Below are 21043 nucleotides of genomic sequence, written 5' to 3'. Positions count from 1 at the left end.
GTGACGGGGGGCGGTGCGGCGGTCACAGCACCTCCAGGGTCTGCCGCAGGGTCTTGGCCGCCAGCCGCTGCTCGGCCTCGGGCAGTTCCGGGGAGAGCGGCACGCACAGGGTGCGGTCGAGCAGCGAGCGGGTACGGGCGAATCCGTCCCGGCTCACGGCCTGCGGCAGGTCCCCGGCGAGGTTCCAGGGAAAGCCGTCCGCGTAGAGGGAGTTGCGGGAGGTGAGGACCGGATGCTCGGGCAGGAAGTACTTGTCCAGTGTCCAGTGCGGGATGCCCCGCGCGCTCAGCAGGGCCACCGCCGCGTCGCGCAGTTCACGGCTCTCCAGCCGCAGCCGCACACTGGTCTTGGCGTCACCGGCGGACCGGGGCAGCAGCGCGAGGTCCCGGCGCTCGGGGAGTTCCTGCGCGGTGATGGCGTAATGGCTCTCCAGCCCGGCCAGCACCTCGTCGAGGTGGCGGAACTGCTGGAGCTGGACGGCGGCGACCTCCTCGCTGGTGACCAGGTTCTCCCCGTAGTAGGCGCCCTCCTTCCAGGTGGGGTAGCGGCCGGGCACCCGGGCCGAGCCGTGGTCGTGGTAGCACCGCATCACCGCGTACGCCGCGGCGTCGTCGGTGACCAGCAGACCGCCCTCGCCGGAGGTGAGGATCTTGTTGTGGTGGAAGCTGAACGCCCCGGCCCAGCCCCGGGTGCCGGTGCGGCGCCCGTCGGGGAAGGCGGCCCCGAGGGCCTGGGCCGCGTCCTCGATGACGTGGGGGACACCCTCGGGCAGCGGCGCGACCGAGCCCTCCATGTGCGCGACGACGACCCGCCGCGCGTCCGGCGGCAGGAGCGAGCCGTCGAGGGCGAAGGACTCGTCGACGTCGACGGGGACCGGGACCAGCCCGGTGGACAGCACCGCTCCGGCGACCGCGACGAAGGTGACGGCCGGGATGTAGACGGGGTCACCGGTCCGGGGCCGGGTGGAGACCAGGGCGAGCCGCAGCGCCTCGGTGCAGTTGTGCACGGCCAGCACATGACCGACGCCGAGCTGCTCGGCCACCTGGCGTTCGAGCCGGGTCGCCATGCTGTCCGACTCGGTCTGGTAGCGGAAGAGCACACCGCTCTCGACGGCCTGCCGCAGCTCGCTCATGTCCGGCCAACGGAGGTAGTTGGCGCCGTAGGGCAGGAAACGCTGCCCGAGCCGCTTCTCGATCGTCATCGTCCGCCCTCCCGCTGCCCGGGGGCGGGGACCCGGGTCTCGGTGAGCGGGTAGACGCTGTCGTCGAGGAGCATCTCCCGCCCCTGGTAGTTCCGCAGGACCAGCCCCTCCGGGGTCTGCCGGTAGGAGGGACGGGACATGGGGATCTTGCCCAGGCGGGTGGTGAGGACGTACTGCGGGACACCGAAACCCGTGATGTGGCCCTGGAGGCCGTCCATGATCTCCCAGCCCTTCTCCACGGAGGTCATGAAGTGGGAGACACCGGTGACGTTGTCGCAGTGGTACAGGTAGTACGGGCGTACGCGGATGCGCAGCAGCTCGGTCATGAGCGTGCGCATCGTGGCCACGTCGTCGTTGACGCCGCGCAGCAGCACGGTCTGGTTGCCGACCGGGATGCCGTGCCGCAGCAGCCGGTCGACCGCCCGCTCGGCCTCCGGAGTGATCTCCTTGGGATGGTTGAAGTGGGTGTTCAGCCAGACCGGGTGATAGCGCGACAGCATCTCGCACAGCTCCGGGGTGATCCGCTGCGGCAGCAGCACCGGGAACCGGCTGCCGATCCGGATGATCTCCACGCTCGGGATGGCCCGCAGGCCGGAGACGATCTCCTCCAGTTTCCCGTCCCGGTAGGACAGCGGATCGCCGCCGGTGAGGAGAACGTCGCGGATCTCGGGATGGTCGGCGATGTAGCGCAGGTCCTCGCCGAAGTCCTCGCCCTCGCTCTTCTCGAAGTACGTCCCGTCGACGTCGGTGGTGTGGAACTTGCGGGTGCAGTGCCGGCAGTAGACCGGGCACGCCTCGGTGATCAGCATGATCACGCGGTCGGGGTACTTGTGCACGACGCGGTTGGTCCGGCGGTAGAACATGTCGCCCACCGGGTCGACCTCGGCGCCGCTGTAGTCCATCAGCTCACCGAGCGCCGGGACGGCCTGCCGGCGCACCGGGCAGTCCGGGTCGTCGGGGTCCATCAGCGAGGCGTAGTACGGCGTGACGGACCACCGGTACTTGCCCGCCGTCTTCTCGATCGCCTCCTCCTCGTCGGGGGTGGGCCGGATCCATTCCCGGGCCTTGCCCAGGTTGGTGACGCGCTTGCGCATGTGCCAGTGCCAGTCGTTCCACTGGCTGTCGGGGATGTCGTCGCGGCGGGTGAGGGCGGGCGTGATCCCGTCGGTGTCTGGGCTCATCTGGGACATGAGGTCTCCGGTCGAGCGGCTCGGGTCGGAAAGGCGTACGTGGTCGGGCCCCGGGTGCGGGACGCGGCGTCCTCAGAACGCCACGGGCGCGAGGGCGAGTTGGCGGACCTTGCGGGCGACGCGCTGGGCGCCCCGCAGGTCGTCCGCGGACAGCCCGGTGAGCGGGAAGGTCCGGTCGTCGTCGGCCGTCCACAGGGCCGGTTCGCCCGGATCGGCACCGGCGGCGCGGGCGACGGGCGCGAGCTGCCGTATCCGGCGGGTCAGGTCCTCCTGGCCGGCGTCGAGGGCGGGGAGGAGGACGAGCGGTGAACGACGGGCCTGCGCGAGGGAGAGGGCGGTCAGGGTGGGGGAGGCGCAGAAGTACCGTGCCGCCGCGTGCAGGGCGTCCACATCGCTCCGGTGGGCCTCGTGCAGCCGGACGCCGGCGACCTGCCGCAGCCCGGCGGCGACCGGCGCCACGCCGGCGTCGCACACCACGTCGCACCTCCCGGCCCGGCGCACCGCCTCCTCGGCCAGTGGCCGCAGCGTCCGGTCGGTGAAGGCCCTGAGGTCACCGGCCGGTACGGGGGCGGACAGGAGCAGCAGGCATCCCGCGCGGGTCCGGTCGCGGGTGAGCCGGGCCGGGGCGAGCAGCCCGGTGCGGCTCACGCCGGCCGCGGCCGCCGCCCGGAGGCCGGCCGGCCGCAGCGCGGACGGCCAGGCGGGAGCCTGTACATGGCGGACGGCCGCCGTGACCGGGGGCAGGGCCCCGGCCGTGTGGCCGCAGTGCAGGTGGACCACGGGCACGCCGCCGTCGCTCAGTTCGCCGGCCGCGGCGGGAACGTCGCACACGAGCGCGGCATCGGGACGGTCACCGTCCCGCCACACCGCGTCGGTTCCCCACACCAGCTCCATCCCGCCCAGGTGGGCGGCGATCCGGCGGCAGGCGGTCAGCGAGTCGAGCCGCCCGGGGTCGTGCACCAGCAGCAGGCGCTTGCGCGGCGGCGCGCCGGGCGCCTGCCCGGTGTCGTCGGGGGCCGGCATCTCTCTCCCGTCGGTCAGTACTGCCACGCCTGCACCCCTCCCAGCCGGGCGACGTCGTCGCTGTACCCCGCCGCGGTCGTGGAGCACCCGCTGCAACTGCGCGGACCCTCCCGCCGGAAGAAGTCGGCGTGCGCGCGGAAGGCGGGGGTGTCGAGGCTGATGGCCCCGCCCTCACGCAGCGGCGCGCCTCCGGGGCCGTCGTCGTCCTCACGGTGCGGCAGGCAGCTACAGGCGTAGGCCCTCCCGTACTTGCCGTCGAGGTAGATCACGTCGTCCACGACGTGGCACAAAGGTTCAGCGGCCCGCGGGGTCACCGAGTCGCGGAAGTACCGCTCCTGCTCCCGCGGGGTGTCCCCGTAGAACCGTTTGCCGAGCGGGACGAGCATCTCTTGCGGGTCCGCGTCGTAGAGCGGGTCGCACAGCGCCCGGACGTGGTCCGGGTCGGGGTAGTGGATGGTGCGTCCCAGTTTCAGCGCGGAGAGTTCCCACTGCCGTACGCCGGCTTCGGTCAGGACCTTCTGCAACTGGGGCATCTCGGTGTAGTTGTGCGGCCCCACCACGCTGTTCACCCGGGGCAGCACGCCGAGTCGGGTGGCGGCGCGCAGGCCGCGCAGTCCGTTGTCGAACATGCCCGGCGAGCGGCGGTAGACGTCGTGGGTCTCGGCGGAACCGCCGTCGAGGCTGACGATGACCTGGGCGAGGCCCGCGTCGGCCAGCCGCTCGATCTGGCGCGGCAGCATCATGCCGTTGGTGATGAGGGACATCCGCATGTCCGCGTCGGTGCCGCGGCGCACCAGTTCCACGACGTCCGCGTGCATCAGCGGCTCGCCGCCGGTGAAGCGGATGTAGCGGACCTTGGCCTCGGCCGCGCGCGGCAGCAGTTCGTCGAAGTCGTCGAGGGAGAACCGGAAGGAGTCTCTGGAGAGGGCGAACTCGCACATGAAGCAGTCCGCGTTGCACGCCTCCAGGATCCGGATGAACAGGTACCTGTCGCGGGTGCCCGGGTGTTCCTCCGGTCCGGTGTGCGGGGGTGCCGGTTGTCCGGTCATGGCGGAGCCTTCCTGCCACCTGGGTGGCGACCGAAGAGTGAGCGTCGGCTCAGTTGCGGGCGGCGGCCGGTGCCCGGGGGACGAGGGCCAGCAGCCGGTCGGCGACCTGGCGGGCGCCGTGTCTGCCGACGGCGTCGGTGAGACCGGTCCAGCGGGCACCGGCGCGGGCGTCGCGCAGTGCAGCCCGGATCGCGTCGCGCACGTCGGCCCGGACCCGGTGGGCGTCCGGCCCGGCCGCGGCGGCGGCGATGCCTCCGTAGATGACACGCAGCGCGGTGTCCTCGGGACCTGTGCGGTCGCGCAGCACATCGGCCTCGGAGAAGACCTCCTGGGGCCAGCGCACCCGCACGTCCGTGCCGACCGCGTGGCTGTGGTGACGGCCGTTGAAGATCTGGCTGAGGTTCTGCGGGGGGAGGCACACGGTGGGCCGGCCCCGCGCCCCCGCCTCCAGCAGAGTGGTCAGTCCCGGCGAGGTCAGCAGGACGTCGGTGTCCGCGAGCCGTTCCAGGAAGGTTTCGTGGGGGAGGGAGCCGTAGGTGACGTCGACCCCCGGGGGGTGGTCCGCGTCGACGGTGAACCCGGCGGGCAGGTTGCCCGCCACGTGCACCTCCCGTACGCCGGCGGCTGCCAGGGCGCCCAGCGTGGCGGGAACGACGAGGGAGGGATAGCAGGTCCAGTCGGTGAGCGTCGGGGACCGCAGTCCGCCGAGGCTCACCAGGGCACTGCGCCAAGGGGCGTCCGACGCGGGCCGGGTGCTCCCGGTGCCCGCCCGGGCGTTCTCCGGCGCCGGACCGGATGCTCGGGCGGTGTGCGCCACGACCGCCTCGACCCAGCGCAGGTTGGTGACGGCCGAGAGCACGCCCTGGCATTCGGGGGGCAGGTCGAGGCACTTCTGCGCGCAGTACACGGACACCTCGGTGGGGAGCACGTCGCGGTCCCCGTCGGTCCACAGGAACGGCAGGCTGTCGACGAACACGGTGGGGACGCCGGCCGCCTCCAGCGCGATCGCGGCGGGGCCCTCCAGCACCACCAGGGCGGTGCTGATCCGCTCCCGGCGCACCACGTCCGCGACCGCCTGCCGGTCCGTCACGTCGAGGTCGTACCACCGCTCGACGCCGTGCTCCTGAAGGAGCGTGCGACTCAGACCGGAGGCGAGTCCGACGAACCGCAGTGGCCCGGACGTTCTGTCCCGCAGCGCGGCGATCACGGCACTGAGCTTGCCGGTACTGCCCCACCCGAATTCGGCCCCCGCGAGGGCGACGGTGGTCGAGGAACGCGTCGAATCCCACTCCATGATGTGTACTGATCCCTCCCGTGCGCGACCGATCCGGTCGACGGCAGACAGCCGACGGCGACGGACGACGGCATGCAGCCGACGGCATGCGGGTGTACGCCGAGGGCGACTAGGCGCCCCGGGACGGACTCCGGTCCCCGCTCCCCGCTCTCGGCACATCCACCTGACTGCGGCGAATGATGACTGTCTGACACCAAGCGACAACGTACCGTAGTCATTTCGGGGCGGTGGGCGATCCTCGGTGGTCGGCCGGGATAAACCCTGAGTCGCGGACGCACTGGCACACTCCGCCCGCGCGTGAGTCCCTACCGCCTCCGCCCTGTGCGCCGGACTGCCCCGGCGCACGGCTCGTGGGCCGTGGCGGGGGCGCGCACGGGGCGGCCGCTTTCGCACGGGTGGGGCGCCGTCGGTCCGCTCTTCGCGCGGCCGGGCGGGGGCTCGCTCCTGCGCCCTGGGGCGGGTATGTGCCCGTCCCGCGTCAGGGACGAGTGCGGCCCGCTGCCGACGGCGACGCCTTGACCACTGCGAAGGGCGGTCGCTACGAGGCCTTGCTGAGGGCGGGGTCGGTGCGCCACGCGGCGGCGAGTTCGGACAGCGGTACGCCGAGCACCTCGCTGAGCCGGACGACGGTGCCGAACGCCGGCGTCGGCAGCCGGCCGGTCTCGATCTTGCGGAGGGTCTCCGGCGAGATCTCCGCCGCCAGGGCCACTTCGGCGGGGTTGCGTCCGGCCCGGGCGGAGCGCAGTGCGGCTCCCAGGCGCCGGCCCGCCTCGATCTGTTCGGGGGCGAGCGGATAGCGAACCATGCGCACATGGTAGAGCCGCAGGTGGCGGGCGGCAACCGCGTCGCCCTCTGGTATAAATATACCTGTCGGTCGCCCTGGGGAATCGAGGATCGCAGTGATCGAGCACAAATCTCCCGAAGACATCGAGCGTATGCGTGTCACGGGACAGTTCGTCGGCCAGGTGCTGGCCGAGCTGGCCGGCCTCGCCGCGGTGGGGGTCGACCTGCTCGACCTGGAACATCACGCCCGCCGCCGGATCAAGGAACGCGGCGCGGAGTCCTGCTACTGGGACTACGCGCCCTCCTTCGGCCGGGGCCCGTTCCGCAACGTGGTGTGCCTCTCGGTCAACGACGCCGTGCTGCACGGCCTGCCGCACAGCTACAAGCTGCGCGACGGGGACCTGCTGACCATGGACATGGCGGTGATGGTCGACGGCTGGGCCGCGGACTCGGCGTACTCCGTGATCGTCGGCACTCCGACCGAGGAGGACCTGCGGCTGATCGAGGCCACCGAGGTCGCCCTGGAAGCCGCGATCAGGGCCGCCCAGCCGGGCAACCGGCTCGGGGACATCTCGGCGGCCATCGGCGCGGTCGCCGCCGAGTACGGCTACCCGGTCAACCTGGAGTTCGGCGGCCACGGCATCGGCCGTACCATGCACGAAGACCTGCACATCCCCAACGACGGCCGTCCCGGCCGTGGCTGGAAGCTGCGACCCGGCCTGACGATCGCGATCGAGCCCTGGTTCGCCGCCGGCACCAACAAGATCGTGTTCGACCCGGACGGCTGGACGATCCGCTCGGCCGACGGCTCGCGCAGCGCGCACAGCGAGCACACGGTCGCCATCACCGAGGACGGCCCGCTCGTCCTCACCCGGCGCCCCCAGCACGACAAGCAGCGGGAAGGACGGCGGGTGGCACCGGCGACCGGACGCTGACAGGCACCGCACCGAGGACGAAGCCCGGACGGAATTCCCCTGGACGGTCGGCGCCGGCCCCGTGCGACGAGGGGACGTCGGTGAGCCCGCCGTGGGCCGTGCCGGCGACGGACGTCACGTCGACGTGCGCCGGACCGGCGACGCGCTCCGCGACGAGCGGACGTGCCAGGACTCCGAGGTGTCGGCGGCGCGTCGCCGAGCTGCCTGGCCGGCGTGAAGGCGGACACCCGGAACCCGCGGCGCACGCCGGGTGCCCTCCGTCATGGTGCGGCGAGCCGCCGCGCCACGGCCTCGGTGAGGTGGGCGGCGTCGGCGACGCAGCGGTAGTCGACGTTGTCCGGGGTGTCGGAGTCGAGGTGGTAGTGGGGGAGGAGCTTGTGCTCGTCCACCGACACCAGCGTGGCGGTGGGAAAGCCGTGACGGTGCGGAACGCTGCCGTCGGTGCTGTTGCGGGAGCGCAGCCCGCGCAGCACCGGGATGCCGGCCCGGCGGGCGCAGTCGGCCACCAGGGCCTTGAAGGGCGCCTCGTAGTCGTGCATCCGTACCGGGCCCTCCCCTTCGAGCAGCACCAGCCGACCGGAGCCGACGGTGTCGAGGGTCAGGAACCAGGTACGGTCCGGGGCCAGCCGTCCGAAGTGGCGGTGGGCGAAGGCCCGGACGCCCTGTTGCAGCGCCTCCTCGGCCCCGGCGGAGACGAAGCGTACCCGGACCCCCGCGACAGGCCGGGCGTGCAGGGCCTGCGCCGCCGCGAGCGCGGCGGCGACGCCGCTGAGGTTGTCGTTGGCGCCGGGGACGGCGGGCCGCGAGGCGATGTCGGCGAGCGCCGCGGCGGACAGCGCGGAGATCCAGATGCCCGTACGACGGAGGAAGCCGGCGCGCAGGGCGCTGCCGAGGGCGACGGTGACGGGACCGGCGATGACGGGCCACCACATCGGGGGATTACTGGTCATCTTGTCGACGACCTCGGGATGGCGGGCCGCCAGCCAGTGTTCGAGGTGCTGCTCGAAGACCACTCCGGACGGGGCGGCGTCGTGGTGGACCAGCACGACCAGGGTGCGGTCCGCCGTCGGATCCCCGGCCTCGGCCAGCACGTTCTGGGTCGTACGCGGCCGCGTCAGCACCCTGCGGGCCAGCAGCCGCCCGCCGGTGATGTCGTCGACGACGCCCCAGGCGGCGGCCGCGCCGGTCAGTGCCCCGGCCGCGCTCCGCCACCCGCGTCCGCGTTCCCGGCCCGCGAGCAGCCCCGAGACGGCCGCGGCGGCGCACAGCAGGCCGATCGGCCGAGCGTAGGACGGGTAGGCGGGTTCTTCCTCCACGGTCGTGGCGCACCCGGCGGCCTCGAAGCGACGCCGGATGATCTCGGCGGCCCGCCGCTCGCCGTCGGAGGTGGGCAGCCGCGGGATGTGGGCGAGCGACCGGACGGTCCGGGCCAGGGCGGCCCGCAGCTCGACCGCCGACGCATCGTCCTCGTGCGCGCCGCCCGTGTTGTCCGTGCCGCCCGTGCCGCCCGTTCCGTCCGCAGCGTCAGCGTCCATGGAGACAGGATAGATGGGCCAATACCCCTCGACATCAGACAAGTTGCTGTCATCATGACGCCATGTGGGGGAGAGGGGACCTGCGCCGGCCGGCCGCCACGATCGGCCTGCTGATCACCGTGGGTGTGTCGGGCGGGCTGCTGGTGTTCCTGATGACGCAGGGCCTGGAGAAGTCGATCCAGTGGCTGAGCGTCGCAGCGGGTGTGCTCGGCGTCGCCACCGCCGCCCAGTGGCCCGTACGCCGCATGGTGGTGTGGCTGCAGCCCGGCGAGCCGCGGCCGCCCCCTGACCTCGCCGACACCGCCGAACTGCTGGCGCGACGTCTGGACAGACAGTGGCGCCGGGAGGATCAGTGGCGTGAAGGGGGCGATGCCCTGGCGCTGCCCGTGCGTTGGGAGGTGACCAGGGAGGCGGAGTTCGCGATGACGGGGGTCCGGTGGGGTGACCTCGGATCCGCGGACAGTGCCGTGGAGCCCCGGTTGCTGGCCGGGCAGTACCAGACCATCCATGAGACCTTCACCCAGCGGCTTCCCGCCCGGCGGCTGGTCGTACTGGGCCGGGCGGGCGGCGGCAAGAGTTCCCTCGCCCGGCGGCTGGCCCGCGAACTGCTGGATCACCGCTCCCCGGGTGACCGGGTGCCGGTGTTTCTCTCCCTCGCCTCCTGGGGCCCTGAGGAGGCGCTGGGCGCCTGGGTGTCGCAGCAGCTCGTCCGCGACCACGCCATGCTGGGGAAGCAGACGCCCGACCGCATCGAGGGTTCTCCGGTGCCGCTGGCCAGGAGCCTGGTGGAGGACGACCGGCTGCTGTTCGTCCTCGACGGCTTCGACGAGATCCCGCAGGCGTCGCGGGCAGAAGCCCTGAGGGGGATCAAGGAGATCGGCGCGCGGGTCCCCGTCGTGGTGACCAGCCGCACCGACGAGTACCGGCAGGCCGTGGAGGACTTCGGGCGGGGACTTCCGCGCGCCGCGGCGGTCGAGCTGTCCCCCGTCGACGCGCCGGCGGTCAAGAGCTACCTGAGGGAGTACACGGCGCTGATCCCACCGGACCGCTGGGACGAGGTCTTCACGCTGCTCGACCGCGCCGACGGCAACGCGGTCGCGCGGGCCCTGCGGGTACCGCTGATGATCTGGCTGGCGCGCCTCGTGTACGAGCGCAGGGACCGGGACCCCGCGGAACTGGCCGACCCCGTCGCCTTCGCCGACCCCACGGCGGTCGAACACCACCTCCTGGACCGGATGGTCACCGCCGCCTACCGCCGCCCCGGCCGCCGCAGCGGACCGGAGACGGTCCACCGGGCGCGGCGCTGGCTGAGCTTCCTCGCCCGGTGGCTGGAGGCCGACGGGACCAAGGATCTGGAGTGGTGGAGGCTGCACGGCGCCGACCCCTCGGCCGCGGCCCGGCTGACGACCGGCCTTCCGGTGGGGCTGGCGGCCGGTGTCCCCGCCGGATTCATCACCGGCACCTTCTACGGCCCCTGGGCCGGGATCGCGGCCGGCGCCGCGCTCACCGCCCTGGCCACGGCCCGTGCCTTCGCCTGCGCGTGGCAGCCCTTCGGGGGCCGGCTGCCGGGCCCGCTTCTCGGCCGGTCCATCGCGCTGGCCACCGGGTTCGGCACCGGCCTGCCCCTCGTGCTCCAGGGCCACCTGCCCGTCGGGGTCGCCCAGGGCACCTGCGTCGGCATGCTCGCCGGGCTGGCGGCCGGTTTCGTCGTCCACGAAGGGCCCGGGGCGCCGACCCGGGTGACGGTGGCCATCCGCGGCAACCGGCTGGCCATTCTGCGGCGGCTGGTCACCGGGCTGCTGGTCGGGGTGGTCTTCGGGGCGGTGCTCGGCCTCGCGCTCGGTCTGGTCGACGGGCCCACGACGGGCATGGTCTTCGCGGTCCTGTCCGTCGCCATGGGCTTCGCCCTCGGCATCGTCGACGGTCTGCGCGTCTGGATCGACAAGCCCACCGATCTCCGCGGCTCCGTCAGCCCCCGCACCGTCCTGCGCGACGACCGCACCGCCGCCCTCGTCCGCGCCCTGGTCGCCGGCCCCCTCGTCGCCGCCGCGACCGCGCTCACCACCGCCTTCGCCTACGGACCGCGGACCGGCCTCGCCCTCGGGGGCGCGATGGCCTTCGCGTACGCCACCACTGACCGGATGGTCGGCGTCGCCAGTACCTCCTGGGGCCGCTTCACGCTCGTACGGGCATGGCTGGCCCTGCGCAGGCAACTGCCCTGGCACCTCATGGGCTTCCTCGACGACGCCTACGACCGGGGCATCCTCCGCCGGTCCGGTGCCGTCCACCAGTTCCGCCACGCCCGGCTGCAGCAGCGGCTCGCGGCCGGCCCCTCCGGCTCCGCGGCTTGACTTCGCCGGAGGGCCTCCGCTGCCGCTGTCGAAGGCAGCGGGAAGCCCACCCGCAGTGGCCGGGCTCGGTGAGCGGCCCCACGAGAGGGGTCATCGTCTCGCGGTGGCGGTCGCGCCGCCGCGCTCCGACAGCGGGGCGGGCACGGTGCCCGGCCGGGCTGACGGCTCGGCCCGCAGGGCGCTCGACGGCGTTCCACTACGCCGCCGCCGAGGGGATTCACCCCGCCGCGCGGAATGTCACCGCTCGGTCCCGGTGCGAGGGGAGCACAACCGAAGCGTCCGTCCGCCCGTCTAAGGGGCAGGGATCGTAACCAGATGACCACCTCCACGCGAAAGGGCAGGACCGACCATGGGGGATGTACGCAGACGGAGTGCCGTCGCACTCGGGATCACCGGACTGGTGGCGCCGCTCACTCTCGCGTTCGGCGCCACGCCGGCGCAGGCCGCGAGCTGCACCACGCAGGCCGGACCGCACCAGAAGCAGGTGGAGAAGTTCCTCGGCCGTCCGGTCGACGGCAAGCAGTCCGCCGCCGACTGCAAGGCCATCAAGGCTTTCCAGACCAAGCACGGAATCTCCCCGAACATCGGCTACGCCGGCTCCATCACCTGGGGCGTGATGGACCTGATGCAGAAGCAGAAGGCCGTCGGCAAGAAACCCAACAAGGCCGGCAAGTGCCCGGTGAACAAGGGCCGGATCGCCTGCGTGAACCTGACCCTTCAACTGAGCTGGATCCAGGACGGCAAGAAGCTCGTCTACGGCCCCGTCCCGGTCCGTACCGGCCGCGACGGCTATGAGACCCGCACCGGCCTGGAGAAGATCTACTGGCGCAACATCGACCATGTCTCGACCATCTACGACGTGCCCATGCCCTACGCCCAGTTCTTCGACGGCGGCCAGGCCTTCCACTCGGTCGGCGTCAGCATGTGGAACCCGCCGGGCTCCCACGGCTGCGTCAACATGACCAAGACCACGGCCAAGAAGTACTGGTCGCTGCTGAAGAAGAACGACGACGTCTTCGTGTACGGCCGCAAGCCCGGCACCTGATCCTCCCCCCGCACACCAGCCTGCCGCGCCGGCTCGTACGTGAGACGCCCGGCAGGGTGCAGCGGCGGGCACCCCGCGAGCAGGACGAGCCCCCGCGCTCCGCTTCTCGTGCCGTCCACCCACCCGCGCGCACTTTACCTTCCGGTTGGTAAAGTAGGTACATGCCGAGAAACGCGAAGCACCGCATCCTGGACGGCGCGCTGAACCTGCTCCGCGTCGAAGGCGGCGGTTCGATCACCCTGGACGCGGCGGCCAGGGAAGTGGGACTGACCAAACCGGGGCTGATGTACCACTTCGCGACCAAGGAAGCCCTGATGCTGGCCGTGGTCGGCCACGTCGCCGACCGGTGGGAGCAACTCCTGCTGGGCCGGCTGGGCCGACCCTTGGAGGCCGCCTCCGCTCACCAGCGGATCCGGGTCTACGTCGAGGTGGCCCTGGACGGCCCCTTCGACCGCGCGGACTTCGCGATCTACTCCGACGCCCACTACCGCACCGCCCTGACCGACACCTGGGTGCGCCGCATGGAGCCCTGGGTCACCCTGCCCGACACCCTGCCGGACGCGGTGCGGGCCCGGCTCACCGCCGCCCGGCTTCTCGCCGACGGCTACTGGACGGCCGCCGCCACCGGCGTCTTCCCCGTCCCCGACCACGACCGCGTCCCCCTCCTCGCCGTGGCCGAGAACCTCCTGGAAGACGGGACTCCCCGATGAAGAAGTGGCTGCTGCTCACCGCGGCGATCCTCCTCGAAGTCACCGCCACCCTCTCCCTGCGCGGAGCCCTCGACCACCCGGCGCTCTACGTCCTCGTCGCCCTCGGCTACGTCGGCTGCTTCGCCGCCCTGGCCATGGTGCTGCGCGCGGGCCTGGCCCTCGGCGTCGCCTACGGCATCTGGGGCGCCTCCGGCGTCGCGCTCACCGCCGTCCTGGCCACCGTCATCTTCGGCGACCCGCTCACCGCGGTCATGGGCGTCGGCATCGCCCTGGTCATCGCCGGCGTGCTCTGCGTCGAACTCGGCGCACAGGCCGCCCACGCCCGCCGGCCCCACCCGGAAGAAGCGACCTCGTGAACTGGGTCTTCCTGATCGGCGCCATCCTGACCGAAGTCACCGCCACCCTGTGCCTGCGGATGGCCTCCCAGGGCGGCGGCAGGAAGTGGCTCGCCGGCACCCTGGCCGGATACCTCACCGCCTTCGCCGGCCTCACCCTGGCCCTGGACGGTGGCCTGGCCCTCGGAGTCGCCTACGGCATCTGGGCAGCCGCCGGCGTCGCCCTGACCGCGGTCGCCTCCCACCTCCTCTTCCGCGAACCCCTCACCAAGGTCATGGGCGCGGGCATCGGCCTCATCGTCGTCGGCGTCCTGTGCATCGAACTCGGAGCCGCCCACTGACCGGCCCTGCCGGGCAACACGCGGCACGCGGCACCGATCGCAGGCAGGCGGGTTCGACGATCCGGGAGCGCACCGAGCGCACCGTCAGCGAGGCCGTGCGCCGGCCCATCGACCCGCCCACAGGCGGCGATCTCTGTGCGATGAACTTCTCCGTCACCCTCCTGGACCCGAACGGGTTCGAACGGGCGCAGTCCGGCAGCCACCGGATCTGCCGACCGGGAGGCGGGCACGGCCCCGGCCGCGTCGCGCAAGCCACGTCCCAGGAGTGTCCACCAGCCCGGCTGCGACGGCCCGAGGGGCCCCGTATCCGGTTTGGACTCGGGGCTCCTCCTACATGGGTGCGGCACTGAGTACCGTGGCGCGGAAGGACCCCACCACCGGCCGCAGTTCGACGCGGTGCCAGGCGGCCCACAGCCGTGCGGAGCCGCTGTGCCAGGGCAGTTCGCGCACCGCGATGCCGGGCGCCGCGCCCCGCACCATGCTCCGCTCCACCAGCGCCAGCCCGAACCCGGAGGCGACCAGCCCCAGCGCGGTGAGCGGTTCGGCGGCGTCCAGCGTGATGTCCGGGGTGAAGCCCGCCGCCACGCACGAGGCGACGAACGCGTCGCGCCACGCCGGATCGCGGCTGCTCTCCACCGCGATCCACGGCTGCCCGTCGAGGTCCTCCGGCACGAGGTCGGCCCGGTCTGCCAGGGGATGGTCGACGGGCAGCACGAGGAGGAGCGGATCCTCCAGCAGCAGCGCCGAGCACAGATCAGGGTCGTTTTCGGCCGGCGGCTCCTGGACCAGCGCGATGTCCAGGCTCCGCTGCCGCAGCCCCTCGAACTGCTCGGCGCTCTGCTGCCCGTACAGCGCCACATGGATACCCGGCCGCTCCAGCCGCAGGGTGCGCAGCGCGGCGGGCAGGAGCCCCGTGTGCATGGCGTCCGGTACGTAGCCGACGCAGAGCCCGCCCTCCTCGCCCCGCCCGAGCCGGCGTCCCAGGTTCTCCAGCCGGCCCGCATGGGTCAGCAGGGCCCGGGTCTCGGCGAGGAAGACACGGCCGTCGGACGTCAGACGGATCCGCTGCCGGTCGCGCTCGAACAGGACCAGCCCCAGCTCCTTCTCCAGTTGGGCGATCTGCCGGCTGAGCGGCGACTGGGAGATGTGGAGCTGTTCGGCGGCGCGCCCCACGTGTTCCGTCTCGGCGACGGCGACAAAATAGCGAAGCTGGCGGAGATCAAGCATGTCACGTCCTCATAAGACCTTCGGAGACTGAAGTAAGCCCAAACAAGTCTTGGACAGTCTCAACACTCGATCCTAACCTCGAATGCGTAAGGCCGACGAGGCGTACGCGATCCGAGGTTCCCGCCTCGGAGCGGCGCTGACGGTCGGCTCCTCCCGCACAGCTACAAGGACGCGCACATGAGCATCTCCCACCTCCTCCCCGGCCGGCTCGGCTTCGGCACCGCACCGCTCGGCAACATGTTCCGGGCGATCCCTGACGACGAGGCCGCCGCCACCGTGACCGCCGCCTGGGACCAGGGCATCCGCTACTTCGACACCGCCCCCTTCTACGGCGCCGGCCTCTCCGAGATCCGGCTCGGCGACGTACTCGCCCAGCACCCGCGCGACGCCTACGTCCTCAGCAGCAAGGTCGGCCGGGTCGTCCTGGACGAGACCGAGGACCCCGCCGCCCGCGACCTCGGCGAGAAGGGCGGCCTCTTCGAGCACGGCCGCCCCAACAAGATGATCAACGACTACAGCGCGGACGCCACCCTGCGCTCCATAGAGGACAGCCTGAAGCGGCTGCGCACCGACCGCCTGGACATAGTCTGGGTGCACGACGTCGCCCAGGACTTCTACGGCGACGAGTGGCTCGCGGCCTACGAGAGCGCCCGCACCGGTGCCTTCCGGGTCCTGACCCGGCTGCGCGAGGAAGGCGTCATCAAGGCATGGGGCCTCGGCGTCAACAAGGTCGAGCCGCTGGAACTCACCCTCGACCTCGACGAGCCGCGACCCGACGCGTTCCTCCTCGCCGGCCGGTACACCCTCCTGGACCACGACCGCGCCCTGCAGCGGCTGCTCCCGGCGGCGGCCGAGCACCACGTCGACCTCGTCGTCGGCGGACCGTACAGCTCCGGCATCCTCGCGGGCGGCGCGCACTTCGAGTACCAGAAGGCCCCCGCGGACATCGTCGCCAAGGTGGAGCGCATCAAGGCCCTCGCCCAGCAGCACGGCATCGGCATCAAGGCCGCCGCCCTCCAGTTCGCCCTGGCCCATCCGGCCACGGCGGCGGCGATCCCCGGCGCCACCCGGCCGAGCCGCATCGCCGAGGACCTCGCCGCCCTCGACGAGAAGATCCCCGCGGCCTTCTGGACGGCGCTGCGTGAGGAGAAGCTGATCTTCGCCGACGCCCCCGTCCCCACCGCCTGACCCCGGATCCACCGCTCACCTGCACCACCCGTTACCTACACCACCAGGACATCCCCTCATGGCGACCACCACCGCGAGCATCGAACTCCCCGTCCCCGCCGACCGCGTCTGGCAGCTCATCGGCGGCTTCGACTCCCTCCCCGACTGGCTCCCCTACATCCCCACCAGCGAATCGAGCGAGGGCGGCCGCGTCCGCACCCTCACCAACGAGGACGGCGGCGTCATCGTCGAGCGCCTCGAAACCTTCGACAACGCCGCCCGCAGCTACAGCTACTCCATCCTCCAGGCTCCCTTCCCGGTCACGGACTACCTGTCCACCATCGCCGTGCACGAGGGCACGGCCCCCGACCGGTCGCGCGTCGAGTGGTCGGGCACCTTCACCCCGGACGGCATCGACGACGACGAGGCCACCGCCCTCTTCCACGGCATCTACGCCGACGGTCTCGCCGCCCTCACCCAGTCGCTCGCCGGCTGAAGGACGACACGGGCACCCGGGAGCGTTCGGTGGGGGAGTGGCGGGTGGTGGCGGGCGGTGGCTGTTCCGACGGGTTCCGCCACCAGCCCTCGGCGGCAACGCCTGCGATCTCCGGCGGACAGTGACATGCTGCCCTTCGTCCACCGGGTCACCAAGTGCGACCCCGCCGACCGCGACCAGCACGGCCACTACGTCGGCGCCGAGCCCGCGATCAGCGACCACGGGCCGGTCGAAGCCGCCTGCCCGCGGGCCGTCGCCACCTCCGCCGGGGACACTCGTCCGGGCAATGCTCCGCGACAACGGCGCCTGGTGCCGCCTGGAGGCTGAGGGAGCATTCGCCGTTCACGTCGGATGGGACCAGTACCTCTGCATCGGCAGCATCCGCCCCCGCGATGCCGCACTGGCCCGCACCCGCTCACCCGGGCTGTTCCCGGAACGCCTGGACGCGTCGCCGTACGACTTCGCTCCCGACGACCCTCTGCACGTCCAGTGCCCGGCCGACGCCGACTTCCGGGCCCGCCTGCGCCGGACGGCCAGCGCCCACCGCGCCACGTTCCTGGAGGAGACCTACGCCACGAGCGCTTCCCGGTGGCGCCGCCTCACCCGCGACGACACAGAGGTGGTGCGCTCCCGTCCGGCCCCTCGCGCACAACTGGCGGTCTGGACGGACCTGCTCACCGATGTCGATGTTCCGCACGAGCCCTTCGAAGCCGTCGTCCCGGTCTCCGATGCGCACGAAGACACCGAGCGGTACCCGTTCGCGGACCATGTCGACATCTGTGACCGCGCCGCAGTTTCCACAGGAACACCCAGTCCCGGTCGCTGGGCGTCGGCTCGGTTCCCCGTCCTGGCGAGTCGAATGAACCGACCGGCGACGCCGTCGAGGTCGGCGACACCCTCACCGTGAAGATCACCGATGTCGATCTCGTGCGCCGCCGCACTGCCCTGCCACAGGTCCGGGCCGCTGGCGCCAACGCCGAGTTCGGGTGATTCCCAAGGCCCTGGCCTCGCGGAGGGATCACGTCGACCAGCGTGAACCTGCCGGGGTGGAGCTATCGGTATGGGGGACCGTATGGGGGACAGCCCGCTCTGCGGGCACGTTCGTCCCGCCGGCGATGAGGATGCCGCTGACGGTGCGGCAGGACGGGCCGCCGACCGTGATCGCACTCGCGCAGGCCCCTTCCAGCCACATGTGGCCCTACTTCTTCCGCCCGCCGGCCCACCGGCCCGCCGCGGCCAGATGCGGGTGACCGACCTGGGTGATCGTCGCTGGTTCCGGTTCCCGCAGGGGATCGACCCCGTCCGGCAGATCGCGACAGCCACGCACTGCCACCGGCTACCTGACCAACGGTGCCGCCTCGGCGCGGATTTCGGCTCGATTGCTGTGATCCATCCACGCCCTCTGTCCGTTGATCCTCCCGTTGGCTGTCACCGATCGTCCTGAGATACCCCATGGCGCCTGCGCCTGGCCCCGGAGTTCGGCCGTGAAGGAAGTACCGCTCCGGCTGCGAAAGCTCCCGCTCAGTACACCCGGGCGTCATCCAGCAACACCCGCGCACCACAGGGAGTCGTCACCGAGCATCCTCCTCGCGGCGTGCGGTTGCTGCGGCCGAGGCTTGCCAGCCGTACGCTTACGTCTGTATCTTTACAGCCGTAAGTGTGAATGGGTTGAGCCTCGAGGAGAGCACTATGACCACCACCACTGCCACCGAGGTCGTTCTGCCCGGCGTGGTCGAGCCGAACGGCCTGCTGGTGCGCACTCGTGAGCTCCCCGCCCCCGGGCCCGGCGAAGTCGTCCTGCGCATGGACGCCACCGGTGTGGGCTTCGCCGAACAGCAGATGCGCCGCGGCACGTACTACCGCCAGCCGCCCTTCCCCTTCGTCCCCGGTTGCGACCTCGTCGGCACCGTCACCGCCACGGGAGACGGCGTGGACCCCGCCATGGCCGGACGCCGCTACGCCGCGGTCACCAAGACCGGTTCCTGGAGCAGTCACCTGCTCTTGGACGCCGCCGACCTGGTCCCCGTTCCCGCGGGCCTGGACCCCGCGGCCGCGGAGGCCGTCGCCGTCAACGGAGTCACCGCCTGGCAGATGATCTACCGCACCGCCCGAGTCCGTCCCGGATCGACCATCGTGGTCCTCGGCGCCAACGGAGGCGTCGGCTCCCTGCTCGTCCAACTGGCCCGCTACGCCGGCAGCACCGTCATCGGCACCGCCTCCGCCCGTCACCACGACGCTCTGCGCAAGTTGGGCGCCATACCCGTCGACTACCGCGACCCGGAGATGTACCAGCGCATCCGCGGCCTCGCCCCGGACGGCGTCGACGCCGTCTTCGACCACGTGGGCGGCGACGCCATCACCCGGTCCTGGCTCCTGCTGCGCCGCGGCGGAACCCTCGTCTCCTACGGCACCGCCGCCACGAAGGACGAAGCGGGCAACTCCCCGCTGCCCTTCCTCAAGCTCTTCGTCCGCCTTTCGGCGTGGAACGCCCTGCCCAACGGCAAAAGCGCGCACTTCTACAATTTCTGGGCCGGACGGTGCCGCAGGAGCGGTTTCCGCCGACGGCTCGACGAAGACCTCACCCGGGTACTGCGTCTGGTCGCCGACGGCGTCCTCACCCCCCGGATCGCCGCCCGCATCCCCCTGGCCGAGGCCGCCTCGGCCCTCGAACTCGCGGAATCCAGAACCGTGTTCGGCAAGGTCGTCCTCGTTCCCCGAGCCTGACGCCGCTACCTCCGCGGCCCTCCGCCGGACGACGGCGCCGATACCCGCGCGGCCCGCGTCAGCCACCCGTGGAGCACGCTGCCCTGCCGGGGGTTCAGTGCTCGCGGAGGGGTGCCGGGTTGCTTTCGATGAGGTCGACAAGTCCGGGAAAGCGGTCGCCGAGATCGGCTCTGCGAAGCTGCGCCATCCGGCTGTTGCCGCGGTCGACCTGCCGAATCAGACCGGCCTCCCGCAGGATGCGGAAATGATGACTGCGGGTGGACTTGGTGACCGGCAGGCCGAATGAGCTGCAGTGCCGCTCGGTGCCCTCCGGCTCCCGGACGAGGGCCGAGATCACCTCGTACCGCAGGGGGTCGGAGAGGGCATGCATGACCGTGCGCAGGTACGGTCCGGCACGAGGGAAGGCGTTCGCCCTCTTCGGCACCGTCGCCGGCATCGGCGTCGGTATCGGACCGTCGCTCTCGGGTGTGCTGGTGCAGGGCCTGGGCTGGCGCTGGGTGTTCTGTTCCACACCGTCGCCCTGGCGCCGGTACTGCTCGCCCTGCCGTCGATCGTCCGCCGGACGGCCGAGCCGCGCCGCGAGGGCGCCCGCATCGATGTTCTCGGCAGCACCCTCTTCATCCTCGCGATGCTGCTGCTCACCACGGCCATTGTGCAGGGTTCGCAGTGGGGCTGGACCAGTGGCGGCGTGCTGTCCCTGTTCGCCGGGACCGTGGCGGTCCTCGCCGTCTTCACCGCCGTCGAGAAGCGCCACGACCACCCCATGCTCGACCTGAGCGTGCCGGCCGACCGCCGCTACCTCGCGCTGTGCCTCGTCCCGGTCGCCGCCTCCTTCGGCCTCGTGACGCTGCTGACCTACCTGCCGAGCTATCTGACCGCGGTGAGCGGCTACGCCGGCGGCACCGCCGGACTGATCATGGTCCTGCTCACCCTGCCGGTCCTCCTCTGCCCCATGCTCGCCGCCGGACTGGTCGCCCGCGGCGTCTCGGCGCTCACGCTGATCTACGTCAGCCTGGGCTGCCTCGTCGTGGGAGACGCCACGCTCACCCTCTTCGGGGAGGACGTGATCATCTTGGTGGTCGCGGTGCCGATGCTCGTCACCGGAGCCGGAATGGGACTGTCCGCCGGTCTGGTGGACGGCCAGGCACTGGCGATCGTCGCCCCGGAGAAGGCCGGAATGGCGGCCGGCTTCCTCAACACCCTCCGCCTGGGCAGCGAAGCGATCGCCGTCGCCCTCTACGGTTCGCTGCTGGCCACGGTGCTGGCATCACGGATACGCGAGGGGATCGGCGACTTCCCCGGGGCCGGGGACCCGACGACGGTGGCGAACGAGGTGGCCGGTGGCGACCTGACCGGTCCGGCCCACGCCGTGGACGCCCCCGCGCGGGCCGGCTTCACCGACTTCCTCGTCCATTCCTATGACTCGGCGTTCCACACGATCCTGTGGATCCTGACCGGTGTCTGCCTCGTCCTCTTCCTGGTCATCGGGGGTCTTCTGCGCGCCGGCCGCACCCCCCGCCCGGACGCGGCGACCGCGACCGGACCGCAGGCAGTGGGCTGACCGTCGGTGCGAGGGACGACGAGCGCCCGGCACCGGGCGGCGCCTGCGCACAGACTTCCGACCCGCCGGTCAGCTC

Annotated in this window: 22 protein-coding genes; 13 read left to right on the top strand and 9 right to left on the bottom strand. The window is 72.1% G+C overall.

The window, feature by feature from the left end:
* Window positions 1–22: 22 nt before the first annotated feature.
* The 6 genes from ABEB00_RS17880 to ABEB00_RS17855 form a co-directional block, all read right to left on the bottom strand.
* On the bottom strand, window positions 23–1201 hold the full coding sequence (locus tag ABEB00_RS17880; protein ID WP_345620754.1) for a DegT/DnrJ/EryC1/StrS family aminotransferase: 1179 nt from the start codon (window positions 1199–1201) through the stop codon (window positions 23–25).
* Window positions 1198–2382, bottom strand: a complete 1185-nt coding sequence (gene blsG / locus ABEB00_RS17875) for an arginine 2,3-aminomutase (protein ID WP_345620753.1) — start codon at window positions 2380–2382, stop codon at window positions 1198–1200. Before blsG ends, ABEB00_RS17880 begins: the two co-directional genes overlap by 4 nt.
* 81 nt (window positions 2383–2463) lie before the next feature.
* On the bottom strand, window positions 2464–3441 hold the full coding sequence (gene blsF, locus ABEB00_RS17870) for a CGA synthase-related protein (protein WP_345620752.1): 978 nt from the start codon (window positions 3439–3441) through the stop codon (window positions 2464–2466).
* A complete protein-coding gene (gene blsE / locus ABEB00_RS17865; RefSeq protein ID WP_345620750.1) occupies window positions 3429–4463 on the bottom strand; it encodes a cytosylglucuronate decarboxylase in 1035 nt (344 codons plus the stop codon). Before blsE ends, blsF begins: the two co-directional genes overlap by 13 nt.
* Window positions 4464–4512: 49 nt before the next feature.
* The gene (locus ABEB00_RS17860) at window positions 4513–5757 is read right to left on the bottom strand and encodes a hydroxymethylcytosylglucuronate/cytosylglucuronate synthase (protein ID WP_345620749.1); all 1245 of its coding nucleotides are present in this window, start codon (window positions 5755–5757) and stop codon (window positions 4513–4515) included.
* A gap of 538 nt (window positions 5758–6295) precedes the next feature.
* Window positions 6296–6562 (bottom strand): helix-turn-helix transcriptional regulator, encoded by a 267-nt coding sequence (locus ABEB00_RS17855; RefSeq protein WP_345620748.1) that lies wholly within the window; start codon window positions 6560–6562, stop codon window positions 6296–6298.
* Between the two features lie 94 nt (window positions 6563–6656).
* Between ABEB00_RS17855 and map the strand changes: the two genes are divergently transcribed.
* Window positions 6657–7475 (top strand): type I methionyl aminopeptidase, encoded by an 819-nt coding sequence (gene map / locus ABEB00_RS17850; RefSeq protein ID WP_345620747.1) that lies wholly within the window; start codon window positions 6657–6659, stop codon window positions 7473–7475.
* Window positions 7476–7735: 260 nt separating this feature from the next.
* Here map and ABEB00_RS17845 read toward each other — a convergent pair whose 3' ends face one another.
* Window positions 7736–9010 carry a M28 family peptidase gene (locus ABEB00_RS17845; protein ID WP_345620746.1) on the bottom strand — a complete coding sequence of 425 codons (1275 nt, stop codon included), beginning with the start codon at window positions 9008–9010 and terminating at the stop codon, window positions 7736–7738.
* Window positions 9011–9072: 62 nt separating this feature from the next.
* Here ABEB00_RS17845 and ABEB00_RS17840 point away from each other — a divergent pair, with 62 nt between their 5' ends.
* From ABEB00_RS17840 to ABEB00_RS17820, 5 genes are all read left to right on the top strand, one after another.
* Window positions 9073–11361: an NACHT domain-containing protein gene (locus ABEB00_RS17840; protein ID WP_345620745.1), complete on the top strand. Its 2289-nt coding sequence runs from the start codon at window positions 9073–9075 to the stop codon at window positions 11359–11361.
* Window positions 11362–11710: 349 nt separating this feature from the next.
* A complete protein-coding gene (locus tag ABEB00_RS17835) occupies window positions 11711–12406 on the top strand; it encodes a L,D-transpeptidase family protein (protein WP_345620743.1) in 696 nt (231 codons plus the stop codon).
* 161 nt (window positions 12407–12567) lie between these two features.
* Window positions 12568–13116 carry a TetR/AcrR family transcriptional regulator gene (locus ABEB00_RS17830; RefSeq protein WP_345620742.1) on the top strand — a complete coding sequence of 183 codons (549 nt, stop codon included), beginning with the start codon at window positions 12568–12570 and terminating at the stop codon, window positions 13114–13116.
* Complete coding sequence (locus ABEB00_RS17825) at window positions 13113–13472, top strand: DMT family transporter (RefSeq protein ID WP_345620741.1); 360 nt, start codon at window positions 13113–13115, stop codon at window positions 13470–13472. Before ABEB00_RS17830 ends, ABEB00_RS17825 begins: the two co-directional genes overlap by 4 nt.
* Window positions 13469–13792, top strand: a complete 324-nt coding sequence (locus ABEB00_RS17820; RefSeq protein WP_345620740.1) for a DMT family transporter — start codon at window positions 13469–13471, stop codon at window positions 13790–13792. The genes ABEB00_RS17825 and ABEB00_RS17820 overlap by 4 nt, the downstream gene beginning before the upstream one ends.
* Before the next feature lie 330 nt (window positions 13793–14122).
* Here the strand turns inward: ABEB00_RS17820 and ABEB00_RS17815 are convergent, their stop codons facing one another.
* Entirely contained in the window at window positions 14123–15019 is an 897-nt protein-coding gene (locus ABEB00_RS17815; protein ID WP_345620739.1) for a LysR substrate-binding domain-containing protein, read from the bottom strand.
* A 177-nt stretch (window positions 15020–15196) separates the two neighbouring features.
* Between ABEB00_RS17815 and ABEB00_RS17810 the strand changes: the two genes are divergently transcribed.
* The 5 genes from ABEB00_RS17810 to ABEB00_RS17790 all read left to right on the top strand — a co-directional run bounded on the left by ABEB00_RS17810 (window position 15197) and on the right by ABEB00_RS17790 (window position 19406).
* The gene (locus ABEB00_RS17810; RefSeq protein ID WP_345620738.1) at window positions 15197–16207 is read left to right on the top strand and encodes an aldo/keto reductase; all 1011 of its coding nucleotides are present in this window, start codon (window positions 15197–15199) and stop codon (window positions 16205–16207) included.
* A 58-nt stretch (window positions 16208–16265) separates the two neighbouring features.
* A complete protein-coding gene (locus tag ABEB00_RS17805; RefSeq protein ID WP_345620737.1) occupies window positions 16266–16682 on the top strand; it encodes an SRPBCC family protein in 417 nt (138 codons plus the stop codon).
* Between the two features lie 126 nt (window positions 16683–16808).
* Window positions 16809–17009 carry a hypothetical protein gene (locus ABEB00_RS17800; RefSeq protein WP_345620736.1) on the top strand — a complete coding sequence of 67 codons (201 nt, stop codon included), beginning with the start codon at window positions 16809–16811 and terminating at the stop codon, window positions 17007–17009.
* Window positions 16969–17589 carry a hypothetical protein gene (locus ABEB00_RS17795; protein WP_345620735.1) on the top strand — a complete coding sequence of 207 codons (621 nt, stop codon included), beginning with the start codon at window positions 16969–16971 and terminating at the stop codon, window positions 17587–17589. Before ABEB00_RS17800 ends, ABEB00_RS17795 begins: the two co-directional genes overlap by 41 nt.
* 782 nt (window positions 17590–18371) lie before the next feature.
* Window positions 18372–19406: a medium chain dehydrogenase/reductase family protein gene (locus tag ABEB00_RS17790; protein WP_345620734.1), complete on the top strand. Its 1035-nt coding sequence runs from the start codon at window positions 18372–18374 to the stop codon at window positions 19404–19406.
* A 94-nt stretch (window positions 19407–19500) separates the two neighbouring features.
* Here the strand turns inward: ABEB00_RS17790 and ABEB00_RS17785 are convergent, their stop codons facing one another.
* Window positions 19501–19842, bottom strand: a complete 342-nt coding sequence (locus tag ABEB00_RS17785) for an ArsR/SmtB family transcription factor (protein WP_425586515.1) — start codon at window positions 19840–19842, stop codon at window positions 19501–19503.
* Here ABEB00_RS17785 and ABEB00_RS17780 point away from each other — a divergent pair.
* Window positions 19775–20182 carry an MFS transporter gene (locus ABEB00_RS17780; RefSeq protein WP_345620732.1) on the top strand — a complete coding sequence of 136 codons (408 nt, stop codon included), beginning with the start codon at window positions 19775–19777 and terminating at the stop codon, window positions 20180–20182. The genes ABEB00_RS17785 and ABEB00_RS17780 overlap by 68 nt on opposite strands.
* On the top strand, window positions 20095–20967 hold the full coding sequence (locus ABEB00_RS17775; protein WP_345620731.1) for an MFS transporter: 873 nt from the start codon (window positions 20095–20097) through the stop codon (window positions 20965–20967). Before ABEB00_RS17780 ends, ABEB00_RS17775 begins: the two co-directional genes overlap by 88 nt.
* The last annotated feature ends 76 nt before the right edge of the window (window positions 20968–21043 follow it).

The sequence above is a fragment of the Streptomyces ziwulingensis genome, assembly GCF_039542605.1.
Taxonomy (GTDB): Bacteria; Actinomycetota; Actinomycetes; order Streptomycetales; family Streptomycetaceae; genus Streptomyces; species Streptomyces ziwulingensis.
This window is presented reverse-complemented; position numbering and strand designations above follow the sequence as displayed.